Source organism: Pseudomonas sp. MHK4 (assembly GCF_054600775.1).
In genome coordinates, this window is the sequence record NZ_BAAIAK010000008.1 from 180,650 (window position 1) to 194,875 (window position 14,226).

The window sequence follows — 14,226 nt, forward strand, 5'->3', positions numbered from 1 at the left end:
TTCGTTTTCCCTGGACCCGTGCATGCCCCTTTGTCTTTCCCGCCGTTGGCAGTTTCGCCAATTGATTGCTGCCTCCAGCCTCATTTTGCTAGTCGCCTGCGCCGAAAAACCCACCGCCGCCGACGCCCAGCCGATTCAGACTTTGCCTGTCGCCACCGCCCCTGCGGTCGTTCCACCTGTAACTCCGACCGGCGAAAATCTCGACATCCAGCCAACCCAGACCTTCGCCGAATGGCAAGCGGGTTTTCGCAAGGACGCCCTGGCCGCCGGAATCCGTGCCGACCTGTTCGACCGCGCCTTCGCGAATGTCAGCTTTGATCCGAGCGTGATCCGCGCCGACCGCAGCCAACCGGAATTCGCAAAACCGGTGTGGGAATACCTCGATGGCGCCCTGTCACCGCTGCGCGTTCGCAAAGGCCAGGCACTGGTCGACCAGTACGCCGCCATCCTGCAAAGCATCGAACAGCGCTACGGCGTCGACCGCCAGGCATTGGTCGCGGTATGGGGCATGGAAAGCAACTTCGGCCAGTTCCAGGGCAGCAAGTCGGTGATCAACTCCCTGGCGACCCTGGCCTACGAAGGCCGCCGCCCTGGTTTCGCCCACGCGCAATTGATCGCCGCCCTGCAGATCCTCCAGCAAGGCGATATCGAACCCGAGAAAATGCTTGGCTCCTGGGCGGGCGCCATGGGCCAGACCCAGTTCATCCCGACCACCTACAACACCCACGCCGTGGACTTCGATGGCGACGGTCGCCGCGATATCTGGGGCAGCGCCACCGACGCCCTGGCGTCGACCGCCCACTACCTGCAAAGCTCCGGCTGGCAAAAAGGCCAGCCGTGGGGCTTTGAAGTACAGCTGCCGGGCAGTTTCAACTACATCCTCGCCGATGGCTCGATTCGCAAGAGCGTCGCCGAATGGCGGCAACTGGGCGTGGTGCTGCCCAACGGCGGCCAGTTCCCGGCAGGCTCCGAGCAACTGTCGGCGGCGTTGCTGTTGCCGGCAGGCTATCGCGGTCCAGCCTTCCTGGTGCTCGACAACTTCCGGGCAATTCTCAAGTACAACAACTCGTCGTCCTACGCCTTGGCGGTGAGCCTGCTGTCCGAGCGCTTCAATGGCGCAGGATTGATCAGTGGCACGTGGCCCAAGGATGATCTGCCGCTGAGCCGCACCGAGCGAATCGAACTGCAGAACCTGCTGAGCGCGCAGAACTACGACGCGGGCACTGCCGACGGAATCATCGGCGCCAATACCCGCAAGGCGATACGCAGCGCCCAGCAGTCGTTTGGCTGGCCGGCGGATGGGTATCCGACGCACCAGTTGCTGGAAGGATTGCGCAACCGCTGAAGGCTTTATCCACTGCTGTAGGAGCGAGCTTGCTCCGGGCGGCGTTCCGACGATGGTCGTCAACGATAACGCGTTTTAACTGGCTAAACGCGGCGCTCTTGAGTCCATCGCGAGCAAGCTCGCTCCTACAGGGGGCGAGGTTTAGCGCCTTACGACATTCTGTTCCAACGCCAATTGCTGGTTACCCGCATCCAATTTCACCAGCGCGCCCATCGGCAGCGTCAGGTTCGGATTGCAGTGCCCGCTGCGCCACCCGGACAGCACCGGGATGCACAAGGGTTCCAGGGTCTGCTTGAGCAGTCGGTCCAGGGCCTGCGCCTCTACACCCGCAATATCGCCCACCAGAACCCCACGCAGCTTGTGCAACACGCCCGCCAGGCGCAGATGGGTCAGCAGCCGGTCGATGCGATACAGCGGCTCGTTGATGTCTTCGATAAACAGAATGACACCCGCGGCATCGATCTCGTAAGGCGTGCCCATGGTCGCGGCGATCATCGACAGGTTGCCACCTAGAAGACGCCCGTAAGCTACGCCTGGCACGATTGTGGTCAAGGGGCGACCAACCGGGTGGGCAAGCACCATACCGGCCCTGCACTGCCCCCTGAGCATGTTGAAGAACGAGGACTCGGTCGGTGGCAGCCGCTCACCCAGCAGATCGGCGTTGAGCAGCGGGCCATGGAAGGTCACGAATCCCGCATAGCGGCTGATCGCCAAATGCAGTGCGGTGATATCGCTATAGCCAATGAATGGCTTGGCATTGTGGCGCAGCAGCTGGAAATCGATACGATCAAGCAACCGCGGGGTGCCGTATCCGCCGCGCAGGCAGATGATGGCGTCTACCTCAGGGTCGGTGAACGCGGCGTGCAGGTCATTGAGTCGCACATCATCACTGCCGGCCAGGTAGCCGTCCTTCTCGAACACCCCGGGAAAAATCCGCAGCGAATACCCGCGAGCACGCATCCAGGCGATGGCTTTCTTGGTGTCCAGCGCGGCCGGACCTGCAGGCGCGATAACAGCGATCAGCCCTTGCATCGGCAAGGCCGGTACGGGCGTGTGGGGAATGAGCGTCGGGTCGGGTCTTGCGTTCATCCATGGATCTCCCTGCGTGAAAGCATCAAGCACACATTAGTCAGGAACGAAGACAAACAGAAGCGGATCAAGCATCGCGATGTCGCAGGAAAAGACTGATGTCGCTGTGAGACAGGCAAAAAAAGCCCGCAAGGCCGATTGAACGTTGCGGGCTGTGTTTTTCATGGCCGGATCAGGACGACATCAACTCGGCCTTGACCAGCTTCGCCTGCTCATCGGCGTGGTACGAAGAACGTACCAGCGGGCCGGAAGCAACGTTCTTGAAGCCCATTTTGTAACCTTCCTCGGCGAACCAGGCGAAGGTGTCCGGGTGTACGAAACGCTGTACCGGCAAGTGGCTGCGCGACGGTTGCAGGTACTGGCCCAGGGTCAGCATGTCGATGTCGTGCTCGCGCATGCGCTTCATGACTTCGATGACTTCTTCGTCGGTCTCGCCCAGGCCCAGCATCAGGCCGGATTTGGTCGGAATGTGCGGCATCATCTGCTTGAAGCGTTGCAGCAGGGTCAGCGACCACTGGTAGTCCGAACCCGGACGCGCAGCCTTGTACAGGCGCGGCACGGTTTCCAGGTTGTGGTTGAACACATCCGGCGGCTCGGCGGCGGTGATTTGCAGGGCGATGTCCATGCGGCCACGGTAGTCCGGGACCAGGGTTTCGAGCTGTACGTTCGGCGACAGCTTGCGGATTTCGCGGATGCAGTCGGCAAAGTGCTGGGCACCGCCGTCACGCAGGTCGTCGCGGTCCACCGAGGTGATCACCACGTACTTGAGCTTCAGGTCGGCGATGGCAATCGCCAGGCTTTGCGGCTCGTTGACGTCCAGTGGCTTCGGACGGCCGTGGCCGACATCGCAGAACGGGCAACGACGGGTGCAGATGTCACCCATGATCATGAAGGTCGCAGTGCCGCCGGAGAAGCACTCGCCCAGGTTCGGGCAGGACGCTTCCTCGCACACGCTGTGCAGCTTGTGCTTACGCAGCAAGGCCTTGATGCGGTCGACTTCCGGAGAAACCGGGATGCGCACGCGAATCCAGTCAGGCTTCTTCGGCAGTTCGGTAGTCGGAATGATCTTTACCGGGATGCGTGCAACCTTCTCGGCGCCGCGCAGCTTGACGCCGGCTTCAACCTTGGCACGTGGGGCCGGGCGCTCGGTGACATCGAGCGTCGGGATCATGGTTTGCACTGCATCAGTAGTCATATCAGTCGATTCCGCCCGTCAGGGTCGTCTGCTCAGCATAGTCGAGGTGTTTGACGAGCTGCGCGCGCAGCCGGGCACTTACCTCGGCAAATTCAATCGATCCTGCGTGATCGCTCAGCTGGGTCATCGCCAGCCCGGCGTAGCCGCAGGGATTAATCCGTCGAAACGGTTCCAGGTTCATGTCCACGTTCAGGGCCAGGCCATGAAAGGAACAACCGTGGCGGATCCGCAGACCCAGGGAAGCGATTTTCGCTCCATCGACATACACACCCGGAGCATCCGGCTTGGCCGCGGCGGTCACCCCGTAACTGGCGAGCAGCTCGATCAGGCATGACTCCATGCGACTGACCAGGTCTCGTACGCCGAAACCCAGCTTGCGTACGTCCAGCAACAGGTAGGCCACCAGTTGACCGGGGCCGTGATACGTCACCTGGCCACCGCGATCGACCTGCACCACCGGGATATCTCCCGGCAGCAGCAAGTGCTCCGCCTTGCCGGCTTGGCCCTGGGTGAAGACCGGCGGGTGCTCGACCAGCCAGATCTCGTCCGCGGCATCGCTGCCGCGTTCGTTGGTAAAGCGCTGCATGGCGTGCCAGACCGGCTCGTAAGCCATCTGGCCAAGCTCGCGAAAACCCACCGCGGCGGACATCACAGCACCATGTGAACGAAACCGGTGGCCCGCAGTTCGCTGTTGATGTTGTACAGCTGGTCCTGGTCGGTCGCGACGATGTGCAACTGGATCGTGGTGTATTTGCCGTTGGTGCTCTGGCGCTCATCCACGCGGTCATGGTTGATCGTCGCGTGTTTCTTGACGATCGCGATGATCTTGTCCTTGTTGCCCACACCGGTATCGCTGATCACCTTAACCGGGTAATCAACGTTGGGGAATTCGATCTTAGGCGCCTTTACTTCGGTATCGGTCATGGCGTAACGGCCTCGTAAGCGTAAGCCGTGGCGACGGGCATAGCCCCACGCCGGATCAGCGCGGGGGCCATGCTGGTGCACACTATCAGTTGAACAAGCCGTAGAAGAATAGACGGATGCTATCCCACATGCGACGGAAGATACCACCCTCTTCGACGCCATCCAGAGCGATCAGGTCGGCGCTGTGCACCACCTTGTCTTCCAGTTTGACTTCGACTTTGCCGATCACGTCGCCCTTGGCGATTGGCGCAACCAGTTGCGGGTTCATGGTCATGCTGGCGGCGAGCTTTTTCAGCTGGCCTTTTGGCAGGGTCATGGTCAGGTCTTCAGCCAGGCCGGCCTTGACCTGGTTGGTCGAACCCTTCCAGACCGGAGCCTGGGCCAGCTCGGCGCCCTTCTGATAGAAGGTCTGGGTTTCGAAGAAACGGAAACCGTAGGTCAGCAGCTTCTGGGTTTCGGCGGCGCGGGCCACTTCGCTGTTGGTGCCGAACACCACGGCGATCAGACGCATGCCATCACGTACGGCCGAAGACACCATGCAGTAGCCGGCTTCATCGGTGTGACCGGTTTTCAGGCCGTCGACGGTCTTGTCGCGCCACAGCAGCAGGTTACGGTTAGGTTGCTTGATGCCGTTCCAGAAGAACTCTTTCTGCGAGTAGATCGCGTAGTGAGCCGGATCTTCGTGGATGATCGCGCGAGCCAGCACCGCCATGTCGTGGGCCGACGAGTAGTGCTCAGGATTCGGCAGACCGGTCGGGTTCATGAAGTGGGTATTGGTCATGCCCAGGTCGGCAACAGTCTTGTTCATCACGTCGGCGAACGCGTCTTCACTGCCGGCGATGTGCTCGGACAGCGCAACACTGGCGTCGTTACCCGACTGAATGATGATGCCGTGCAGCAGGTCGCTGACGGTCACTTGCGAGCCGACCTTGATGAACATGCGCGAACCGCCGGTACGCCAGGCGTTTTCGCTGACGGTCACCGGATCGTTTTCACCGATCTGGCCGCGACGGATTTCGAGGGTCGCGATGTAGGCGGTCATCAGCTTGGTCAGGCTGGCTGGCGGCAGACGCTGGTCACCATTGTTTTCGACCAGCACGTTGCCGCTGCTGGCGTCCATGAGCACGTAGGCCTTGGCGGCCAGTTGTGGTGGCGACGGCATCATCTCGACCGCGAATGCGGCAGGCGAGAGGAGCAGCGGGACTAGAAGGCACAGGCGTTTGGCAAAGGTGGTGATGTTCATCCGTCTCTCGAAATCGCTAATGGAAACTTGCCCGAGGGCAAAACTATTCAGACAGCCTTCTAACGGGCCATCGCGTGTTCAGCTGCTCACTCTGTAACCCTTGCCGGGCTTTTGTTCTTCAACGAGCCAACAACCTGGTTCATCCCCCAAAACCGCAGATGAACCGTCAATCAAGTTCTACGTATTACTCAGTGGCTTACTCGGTCACTACGCTTGGCGAACCGAGGTTGGCCAGGCGCACGCTGTTCTGCACTTGCTGGATTTCACCCGGAGAACCGATCGGCCCCAGGCGCACCCGATGCAGCGTCTGTTGATTGCGCACGATCGAACTGATGAACACCGGAGCGCTCACCATCCCGCTGAGCTTGGATCTCAGCAGTTCGGCAGCGTCCGGGTTGGCGAACGCGCCCACCTGCAGATACTGGCCAGACGCTGGTGCAGAAGCGCTTTTTTTTGCATCGATTTGTACAGGAACGACAGCGGCGGCGTGTTGCTGCGGCGGCGGAGTCCATTGCTCGACGGTGCCGGCCGAAGCCGTAATGACCGGGGCGCTATTCTGCGCGACTTGCGGCTCGTTGAGCATTAAAGGCGCCGGACGGCCCTTGGCCGCCCACCATTGCTGCGGATCGATGCCTTCGACCTTGACCCGTGCGGTACCGGTTTCGGCATACCCGAGCTTCTTGGCGGCCGCGTAGGACAAGTCAATGATCCGGTCGGAGTAGAACGGCCCGCGGTCATTGACCCGCAGGATCACTGTCTTGTTGTTGTCCAGGTTGGTCACCCGGACGTAACTTGGCAATGGCAGAGTCTTGTGGGCGGCGCTCATGCCGTACAGGTCATAGACTTCGCCGTTGGCGGTGTTCTGACCGTGGAACTTGGTGCCGTACCAGGACGCCGTGCCCGACTGCACGTAGGTCTTGGACTCTTGCAGCGGAAAGTAGGTTTTGCCCAGTACCGAATAAGGGGCGGCCTTGTACGGGCCGGTGTGCAGGGTTGGCGTGGCGTCCGGGATGCGTGAAACGTCGACGTCCCACCATGGCGCGCCATCCTTGTGCGCACGGTTGATGTCCAGCCCCGGCGCTGAGCGCACGGCGGGGGACGATTTCTGGGCCGGCGCGCGGCTGGTCGAACAACTGGCGACCAGCACTGCCAACGCGGCAAATGCCATCAGCTTCAGGGGTTTATTCATAGGCAATGCCCGCATTACTTGACGCCCCGTGCTTGGACCAGCTGTTCAGACAGTTGATGTACGGCCATGGCGTACATCACGCTGCGGTTATAACGCGTGATCGCGTAGAAATTCTTCAGGCCCATCCAGTACTCAGGCCCATTGTCGCCTTCCAGGCGGAATGCGGTAACCGGCATATCATCGCGCAGCGCATCATGACTTGACCAGCCCAGGGCCCGCAACTCTCCGACGGTTTTAGTCGGTTCGATACCGGTGGTCAAACCTTCGTCCACCTGTTCGCCCCGCACATCGGCGCGGCTGACCACCGGCTCGCCGGCGACCCAGCCATGTCGCTTGAAATAACTGGCGACGCTGCCGATGGCATCGTCCGGGTTGTTCCAGATATTGATGTGGCCGTCACCGTCGAAGTCCACCGCGTAGGCGCGAAAGCTGCTGGGCATGAACTGCGGCAAGCCCATGGCGCCAGCGTAGGAGCCCTTGAGGGTCAGCGGATCGACCTGCTCTTCCCGGGCCAGCAGCAGGAACTCACGTAATTCCTTGCGGAAAAATTCGGCACGGGGAGGATAGTCGAATCCGAGAGTCGACAAGGCATCAATTACCCGGAAATTGCCGGTATTGCGCCCAAAAAAGGTCTCAACGCCAATGATCGAAACAATCACCTGCGCCGGTACGCCGTATTCCTGCTCGGCACGGGCCAGTACCGCCTCATGCTGGCGCCAGAAATCCACACCGCGGGCGATACGTGCATCGGTAATGAACATCGGCCGATATTCGTTCCACTGCTTGACCCGTTCAGCGGGTTTCGAAATCGCGTCCAGGATCGATTGCTTGCGCTGCGCCTCGCGGAACACGCCCATCAGTTGCTCACCGGCGAAGCCGTAGTCGCGGGTCATCTCACCGACGAACTCGGCCACCTGGGGCGAGCCTTCGTAATCGCCGGCCAACGCGTGCTGCGCAGTACCAAGGATGCTTACCAGGCCGACCCATGGCGCGTATCGAGTCGCCCAGCCACGCATTGCTTGCATTGAACTCTTCACCTTATTCAAACCTGCGCGATCCACTTGCGATGGGTATGGATCGACATCAAAACCCCAAACGCTGACAGCAGTGTCACCAGCGAAGTTCCTCCGTAGCTAATGAACGGCAACGGCACCCCCACTACTGGTAACAGGCCGCTGACCATACCGATGTTGACGAAAACATACACAAAAAATGTCATGGTCAAGGAGCCAGCCAGCAATTTGCCGAACAATGTCTGCGCCTGGGCGGTAATCACCAGCCCTCGACCGATCAACAGCAAGTAGATCAACAGCAACGCGCAAATGCCCACCAGGCCGAACTCTTCCCCCATTACCGCAATAATGAAGTCGGTGTGGCTTTCCGGCAGGAAATCCAGGTGTGATTGGGTACCCAACAGCCAGCCCTTGCCGAACACGCCACCGGAACCGATCGCGGCCTTGGACTGGATGATGTTCCAGCCGGTGCCCAGCGGATCGCTTTCGGGGTCGAGAAACGTCAGGATTCGCTGCTTCTGGTAGTCGTGCATGATGAAGAACCACATGGCGATCGCCACGGGCACGGCGGCCGCCAGCACGCTGAGAATCCAGCGCCAGCGCAGGCCACCCATGAACAGTACGAAGGCGCCGCCAGCCAGGATCAGCAGCGACGTGCCGAGATCCGGTTGCCGCACGATGAGAATGAACGGGATGCCGATCAGCATCAGACTGATGCCGACATGCTTGAGCTGCGGCGGCAAGGTGCGTTTGGACAGGTACCAGGCAATGGTCGCCGGCATCAGGATCTTCATGAATTCCGAAGGCTGGAAGCGTATGACTCCGGGAATATTGATCCAGCGCGTGGCACCCATGGCGTTGTGGCCCATGACGTCGACAACGACCAGCAAAAGCACGCCGATCACATAACCGATCGGCACCCAGCGAGCCATGAAACGTGGCTCAAATTGAGCGATAACGATCATCGACACCAAGCCGATGCCGAACGACGTCGCCTGCTTGGCCAGTAAATCCCAGCTCTTGCCACTGGCCGAATACAAGACGAACAGGCTGCCGGCAGCCAGGGTCAGCAGCAGGATCAGTAGCGGGCCGTCGATGTGCAGGCGTTGCAGCAGCGTCGCACGACGACGCATCACATCCTCGCTGGAGAGCATGCGATCAAAATTATTCATCACGGGCGGTTGCCTCTGCACTGATAGGGTCGGCGTATTCTGGCTTCAGGCGGCCGTCCGGGCCCAGCAGCCAGGCGTCCATGACTTGACGCACCACCGGCGCGGCCACGCCGGAACCGGATTCACCGTTCTCGACCATCACCGATACCACGATCTTCGGATTGTCGGCCGGCGCGAAGCCAACGAACAGGGCGTGGTCGCGGTGACGTTCCTGGACCTTGGAACGGTCGTACTTCTCGCCCTGTTTGATGGCAACCACCTGGGCCGTTCCGCTCTTGCCGGCGATCCGGTATTGCGCACCGATCGAGGCTTTGCGCGCCGTACCACGGGCACCATGCATCACTTGCTGCATGCCGTGGTTGACCTTGGTCCAGTCGGACGGGTCACGCAGGATGATGTCCGGTATCGGGTTCTCATCCACCGGCTTCTGGCCTTCGATGGTCCTGGCCAGGTGCGGGCGGTTCCAGATGCCTTTGTTGGCCACCAGCGCCGTGGCCTGGGCCAGCTGCAATGGCGTCGACTGCATGTAGCCCTGGCCGATCCCGAGAATCAGCGTTTCTCCCGGGAACCACGCCTGTCGGCGGGTCGCACGCTTCCATTCCCGGGTCGGCATCAGCCCCGGCGATTCTTCGAACATGTCCAGGGAGACCTTCTGGCCAATGCCGAACTTGGTCATGTACGCCGACAACCGATCGATTCCCAGCTTGTGGGCCAGGTCATAGAAGTAGGTATCGTTGGAACGCATGATCGCCGTATCCAGGTCGACAAAACCGTCGCCGGTACGGTTCCAGTTGCGGTATTTGTGATCGTAGTTGGGCAGCATGTAGTAGCCCGGGTCAAACACCCGGGATGAAGCGGTCACCACGCCCGCATCCAGCCCAGCGATCGCTACCGCCGGCTTGATGGTCGAACCCGGCGGGTACAGGCCCCGCAGGACACGGTTGAACAGCGGCCGATCGATGGAATCGCGCAACTCGGAATAGGCCTTGGAGCTGATGCCGGTAACGAACAGGTTCGGATCGAAACTCGGCTGGCTGACCATCGCCAGCACCTCGCCGGTTTTCGGGTCCAGGGCCACCACCGCACCACGACGACCACCGAGCGCGGCTTCAGCGGCTTCCTGCAATTTGATATCCAGGCTCAGGACGATGTCCTTGCCGGAAATCGGTTCAGTACGCTTGAGTACCCGTAATACACGGCCCCGCGCGTTGGTCTCGACTTCCTCGTAACCCACCTGACCGTGCAGCTCCGGCTCGTAGAAGCGCTCGATGCCGGTTTTGCCAATTTGATGGGTACCGCTGTAACTCACCGGATCCAGAGACTTCAGCTCTTTCTCGTTGATGCGCCCCATGTAACCCACCGAGTGGGCAAAGTGCGCGCCCTGCGGATAGTGACGGACCAGTTGCGCGACCACTTCCACCCCGGGCAGGCGGAACTGGTTCACGGCAATGCGGGCGATCTGCTCTTCGGTCAATTCAAACAGGATCGGCACCGGTTCGAACGGCCGTCGCCCCTGGCGCATGCGCTTCTCGAAAATCACCCGGTCCTCGGGCGTCAGCTCCAGCACTTCGACGATCACATCGAGCACTTGCTGCCAGTCGCCAGAGCGCTCGCGGGTCATGCTCAGGCTGAAGCTGGGCCGGTTGTCGGCAATCACCACGCCGTTGCGGTCGAAAATCAAGCCGCGAGTCGGCGGAATCGGCTGCACATGGACGCGGTTGTTTTCCGACAGGGTCGAGTGATACTCGTACTGGATTACCTGCAGGAAATACAGGCGCGCGATCAGTACACCGATCAGCAGTACCACTGCAATGGCCCCGAACACGACGCGGCCACGCACCAGACGGGCGTCTTTTTCGTGGTCCTTGATGCGGATCGGTTGGGACATGAGGGCACAACTACTTGTGGTAAGGGTGACCGGACAGCACTGTCCAGGCACGATACAGCTGCTCGCCGATCAGGATTCGCACCAGCGGGTGCGGCAACGTCAGCGGTGATAGCGACCAGCGCTGATCGGCACGGGCGCAGACTTCCGGCGCCAGCCCTTCGGGGCCGCCGACCATGAAGTTGACCGTGCGCGAGTCCAGCCGCCAGCGATCGAGCTCGACCGCCAACTGCTCGGTGCTCCAGGGCTTGCCGTGGACTTCGAGGGTGACAACGCGCTCGTTCGGCCCGACCTTGGCCAGCATGGCTTCGCCTTCCTGACGGATGAAGCGCGCCACGTCGGCGTTCTTGCCACGGGTATTGAGCGGTATTTCCACCAGTTCCAGCGCCAGTTCGGACGGAAGACGCTTGGCATATTCATGCCAGCCTTCTTCCACCCATTTTGGCATGCGTGAACCGACGGCGATCAGTCGCAGTCGCACAGCCGTTCCTTATTCCTGGTCTTTGTTGAGCTTGGTGAAATGCTCATGACCGACTTCAGGGCTGTGATGTTTGCCGTCAGCGGCACGGCTCTGCTCGGCACCTTTCCACAGGCGCTCCAGGTCGTAGAACTGGCGGGCATTGGAGGTCATCATGTGGACGATCACATCGTCCATGTCCAACAATACCCAGTCGCTGTCGCCCTTGCCTTCTTCACCCAGCGGCTTGATACCCAGGGCTTTGACGGCCTCGCGGACCTTGTCCAGCATCGCGCCGATCTGGCGGTTGGAGGTACCGGTGGCGATGATCATGTAGTCGGTGATGCTCTGCTTGTCGCGAACATCGATCACCAACACGTCCTGGGCCTTGACGTCTTCCAGGGCGGCTACGGCGATCTTGACCAGCTCGTCGCCTTTAGGCGGCTCGGCAGCCAGGACCTTCTCAGGCAGCGGGGCGCTCTTGAACGTGCCTTTGCGTTTTACTTTGCTTTCGTTGTTGCTCGTCATATAAAACTCGTTTTGCTCGTATGTTCGGGCGCTTCTTTACACGTTGTTGCTACGTGCCTTGAAGCACTCCTATTCAGTTCGACGCACGGTAAAGCCCGTGCGCATCGATGTAGGCCAGGACCGCGTCGGGCACCAGGAAACGTACCGACTTACCGCTGGCCAGCAGTTGACGGATCTGGGTGGCGGATACCGCGAGCGGTGTCTGCCAGACGAATGCAATCTGTCCGCTCGACCCCTTGAGGGCCAGCGGGTCGCTCACCGAGCGCGCTGCCAGCAGGTTGCGCAAGGCATCCGGCGGTTCGCTGTCGGCATCCGGGCGTTGCAACACCAGGATATGGCAATGCTGGAGCAACTCTTCCCAGCGGTGCCAAGTGGGCAGGCCGCAAAATGCGTCCCAGCCCAAAAGCAGAAAAACCTGGGTCTCGGCAGCCATTTCGGCACGCATCGACTCCAGGGTATCAATGGTGTAGGACGGCTTGTCCCGCTGCAATTCGCGGGCGTCCACCACCAACGGTGCCACACCGGCCACCGCGCACTCGACCATCGCCAGACGGTCTTTCGCCGAGACTTGCGGCGTACCCCGATGGGGTGGCCTGGCACTGGGTGTCAGGCGCAGCTCATCGAGCGCCAACGATTCGGCGACTTCCAGCGCACCACGCAAATGGCCGACGTGCACCGGGTCGAAGGTCCCGCCCAGGACGCCGATGCGTCGAGGTGCAGGCGCGCTGGCGGTTACCGGGGCTGACGGGTCGAGGTCGCCCAAGTCAGACCGGCTCCTGTCCGCGCAACTGGCCATCACCGACCACGACGTACTTCTCGCAGGTCAGGCCTTCGAGACCGACCGGACCGCGGGCGTGCAGCTTATCAGTAGAAATGCCGATTTCGGCACCCAATCCGTATTCGAAGCCATCGGCGAAGCAGGTCGGGGTGTTGATCATCACCGACGAAGAATCGACTTCAGCCACGAAACGCCGGGTGTCGCCCTGGTGTTCGCTGACAATCGAATCGGTGTGATGGGAGCTGTAATGGTTGATGTGCTCGATGGCCTGGTCAAGCCCGTCGACCACGCGAATCGACAGGATGGGCGCCAGATACTCGGTGCTCCAGTCCTCTTGCGTGGCCGCCACGGCATCGATGATTGCCCGCGTGCGTTCGCAACCGCGCAGTTCGACGCCTTTTTCGCGGAACTGGGCCGCCATCGCCGGCAGGAAATCTTTAGCAACGATTTGATCGACCAGCAGCGTCTCCATCGCCCCGCAGATGCCATAGCGGTAAGTCTTGGCGTTGAACGCGATGCGCTGGGCTTTCGCCAGGTCCGCGTGTTCGCTCACATAAACGTGGCAGATCCCGTCCAGATGCTTGATCACCGGCACCCGGGCGTCACGACTGACGCGTTCGATCAGGCCACGGCCACCACGGGGCACGATGACGTCGACGTACTCAGGCATGCTGATCAGCGCGCCAACGGCAGCGCGATCAGTGGTTTCGACCACCTGTACCACGGCGGCCGGCAGATCGGCCTCCGCCAGGCCGCGCTGGATGCAGGCGGCGATGGCACGATTGGAATGAATGGCTTCGGAGCCGCCGCGCAGGATGGTCGCGTTGCCGGACTTCAGGCAAAGGCTGGCTGCATCGATGGTCACATTCGGCCGCGACTCGTAGATGATCCCGATCACGCCCAGCGGCACGCGCATCTTGCCCACCTGGATACCCGACGGACGATAGCTCATGTCGCGGATCGCACCGACCGGGTCGGGCAACGCAGCGACCTGGCGCAGGCCAACGATCATGCCGTCGATCCGCTCCGGGGTCAGCGCCAGACGCTCGAGCAGGGCCGGCTCCAGACCATTGGCGCGGCCAGCCGCCAGGTCCAGCTCATTGGCAGCGGTCAATTCGCCGCGGGCAGCATCCAGCGCATTGGCAGCCGCCTGCAACGCGCGGTTTTTCTGCGCGGTGCTGGCACGGCCGATCACGCGGGAAGCCTCGCGGGCAGCGCGACCCAGGCGGGTCATGTAGTCAAGAACGGACTCAGTCATGGTCTGGAGTGGTCTTTGCTAAGGTCTTGGTAAAGAGTAAAGCGGCAGATTATAGCTGTCGCGTCCGCCGACTAACAGCGGTGACGGGCGGATGGTCGAAATCGAGGGCAATTTGCCGACGTTCAGCCGGGATTAAGCTGCAAATTGTTA

14 protein-coding genes are annotated in these 14,226 nt (G+C 61.1%); 1 reads left to right on the forward strand and 13 read right to left on the reverse strand.

Features of this window, described 5'->3' with window-relative positions:
• Positions 1-22 precede the first annotated feature (22 nt).
• Complete coding sequence (locus tag ACYP2Q_RS20730) at positions 23-1,345, forward strand: lytic murein transglycosylase (RefSeq protein ID WP_459732236.1); 1,323 nt, start codon at positions 23-25, stop codon at positions 1,343-1,345.
• Positions 1,346-1,486: 141 nt separating this feature from the next.
• Here ACYP2Q_RS20730 and ACYP2Q_RS20735 read toward each other — a convergent pair whose 3' ends face one another.
• The 13 genes from ACYP2Q_RS20735 to ACYP2Q_RS20795 form a co-directional block, all read right to left on the reverse strand.
• Positions 1,487-2,434 carry a S66 peptidase family protein gene (locus ACYP2Q_RS20735; protein ID WP_459732237.1) on the reverse strand — a complete coding sequence of 316 codons (948 nt, stop codon included), beginning with the start codon at positions 2,432-2,434 and terminating at the stop codon, positions 1,487-1,489.
• A gap of 172 nt (positions 2,435-2,606) precedes the next feature.
• Positions 2,607-3,629, reverse strand: coding sequence for a lipoyl synthase (gene lipA, locus ACYP2Q_RS20740; RefSeq protein WP_406591207.1), 1,023 nt, complete (start codon positions 3,627-3,629; stop codon positions 2,607-2,609).
• A 1-nt stretch (position 3,630) separates the two neighbouring features.
• Positions 3,631-4,278: a lipoyl(octanoyl) transferase LipB gene (lipB, locus tag ACYP2Q_RS20745; protein WP_459732238.1), complete on the reverse strand. Its 648-nt coding sequence runs from the start codon at positions 4,276-4,278 to the stop codon at positions 3,631-3,633.
• The gene (locus tag ACYP2Q_RS20750) at positions 4,278-4,553 is read right to left on the reverse strand and encodes a DUF493 domain-containing protein (protein ID WP_020798754.1); all 276 of its coding nucleotides are present in this window, start codon (positions 4,551-4,553) and stop codon (positions 4,278-4,280) included. The genes lipB and ACYP2Q_RS20750 overlap by 1 nt, the downstream gene beginning before the upstream one ends.
• 85 nt (positions 4,554-4,638) lie before the next feature.
• A complete protein-coding gene (locus ACYP2Q_RS20755) occupies positions 4,639-5,796 on the reverse strand; it encodes a D-alanyl-D-alanine carboxypeptidase family protein (protein ID WP_459732239.1) in 1,158 nt (385 codons plus the stop codon).
• Between the two features lie 196 nt (positions 5,797-5,992).
• Positions 5,993-7,000 (reverse strand): septal ring lytic transglycosylase RlpA family protein, encoded by a 1,008-nt coding sequence (locus tag ACYP2Q_RS20760; protein ID WP_459732240.1) that lies wholly within the window; start codon positions 6,998-7,000, stop codon positions 5,993-5,995.
• Positions 7,000-8,010, reverse strand: a complete 1,011-nt coding sequence (gene mltB, locus ACYP2Q_RS20765) for a lytic murein transglycosylase B (RefSeq protein WP_459732241.1) — start codon at positions 8,008-8,010, stop codon at positions 7,000-7,002. Before mltB ends, ACYP2Q_RS20760 begins: the two co-directional genes overlap by 1 nt.
• 17 nt (positions 8,011-8,027) lie before the next feature.
• On the reverse strand, positions 8,028-9,131 hold the full coding sequence (gene rodA, locus ACYP2Q_RS20770; RefSeq protein WP_459732315.1) for a rod shape-determining protein RodA: 1,104 nt from the start codon (positions 9,129-9,131) through the stop codon (positions 8,028-8,030).
• A 31-nt stretch (positions 9,132-9,162) separates the two neighbouring features.
• A complete protein-coding gene (gene mrdA, locus ACYP2Q_RS20775; RefSeq protein ID WP_459732243.1) occupies positions 9,163-11,058 on the reverse strand; it encodes a penicillin-binding protein 2 in 1,896 nt (631 codons plus the stop codon).
• Positions 11,059-11,068: 10 nt separating this feature from the next.
• Complete coding sequence (gene rlmH, locus ACYP2Q_RS20780; RefSeq protein WP_007937439.1) at positions 11,069-11,536, reverse strand: 23S rRNA (pseudouridine(1915)-N(3))-methyltransferase RlmH; 468 nt, start codon at positions 11,534-11,536, stop codon at positions 11,069-11,071.
• A gap of 9 nt (positions 11,537-11,545) precedes the next feature.
• Positions 11,546-12,040, reverse strand: coding sequence for a ribosome silencing factor (gene rsfS / locus ACYP2Q_RS20785; protein WP_008065972.1), 495 nt, complete (start codon positions 12,038-12,040; stop codon positions 11,546-11,548).
• 73 nt (positions 12,041-12,113) lie between these two features.
• Positions 12,114-12,803, reverse strand: coding sequence for a nicotinate-nucleotide adenylyltransferase (gene nadD, locus ACYP2Q_RS20790; RefSeq protein WP_459732244.1), 690 nt, complete (start codon positions 12,801-12,803; stop codon positions 12,114-12,116).
• A 1-nt stretch (position 12,804) separates the two neighbouring features.
• Entirely contained in the window at positions 12,805-14,076 is a 1,272-nt protein-coding gene (locus ACYP2Q_RS20795; protein WP_459732245.1) for a glutamate-5-semialdehyde dehydrogenase, read from the reverse strand.
• Positions 14,077-14,226: the final 150 nt, after the last annotated feature.